Origin of the sequence: Actinosynnema sp. NPDC023658 (assembly GCF_040639995.1) — a bacterium.
Classification (GTDB): Bacteria; Actinomycetota; Actinomycetes; order Mycobacteriales; family Pseudonocardiaceae; genus Actinosynnema.
In genome coordinates, this window is sequence record NZ_JBFAAX010001453.1 from 1 (window position 1) to 1,108 (window position 1,108).

General features: G+C 76.4%; 1 pseudogene. It reads right to left on the bottom strand.

The features are described 5' to 3' along the window. Window positions 1-1,000 (bottom strand): annotated as a pseudogene (locus tag AB0G02_RS41755) (hypothetical protein); the annotation flags it as partial. Window positions 1,001-1,108 lie beyond the last annotated feature (108 nt).

The following is a 1,108-nucleotide window of genomic DNA, read 5'->3' on the forward strand; positions in this document are numbered from 1 at the left end:
GCCGGTCCAGCGTCGCGGCCCGCGCGGTCCAGATGTGGTTGTCGCGGACCTCCCCGGTCGGCCCGTCGGTGATGAGGCCTCGGGTGAACGCGAGCGTGGTGCCGTCCGGCGACCAGGACGGTTGGGTGTCCTCCTGGTCCGCGACCTCGGGCGGCGGTCGCAGCGCGCCCGCCACCGCACCCGTGGCGGCCTCGACGACCACGATCCGGCTCGCGGAGCCGTCGGGTCGCACCCCTCCGGGCGAGCGGCGCGCGAAGGCGATGAACCGGCCGTCGGGCGAGAAGGTGGCGTCGAACTCCCAGTCGGCGGGCTGCCGGTCCGCGACGGGCAGCAGGCGCGGGTTGCCCCCGTCGGCGTCCACCAGCCACAACCGCTGCACCCGCCGGTCGCCCTCGTCCTCGAACCGGCTCAGCAGGATCTGCCGCCCGTCCGGTGAGTACGACTGGCGGTGCGCCCACGGGTCGAACCCGGGCCTGGGGTGGAACAGCAGGTTGGGGTCGTTGCCCGCCTCGGGGTCCTCGCGCAGCACGGTCACGCCCAGGTCGCGCGGGTCGGACCCGTCGGGGCGGATGTCCTGGAGGGTGGCGGTGAACCACGTCGGGGCGCTGGTGCGGGACACGAGCAGCCGCGGTCCGGAGCCGTCGACCTGCCAGCTCGGAGAGCTGAGCTGCCGGTTCTCGCCCAGCAGCAGGTCGGGCGGCGCGGTGAGCGGCACCCCCGGCGCGGTGTCGGCCCGGTAGACCTTCACCGCGGCGGGGTCGGCCGTGCAGGAGCACGTCTGGTCGAGGCTGAGGAACAGCAGGCGCGACCCGTCGGGCAGCCACGCGGGCCAGTGCCCCCGCCAGGAGGCCTGGTCGCCGCCCAGCAGCGGGGTGCCGACCCCGGTCCCGGTCAGGACCCGGACCTGCGGCACGTCACCCACCCACAGCGTGTAGGCGATGCGGCCGTCCACCGGGTTCCACGCGGGCTCGCCCGCGTCGCCGTCCGGTTCGTCCGTCACCCGGGAGAAGCTCCCGCCGGTCACCGGCACCCCGTAGACCGCGCGGCCGCCCGCGCGGGAGCCGGAGGAGGCGACCGGGGGGGCGGGCGGGGCGGACGTCGGCCACCA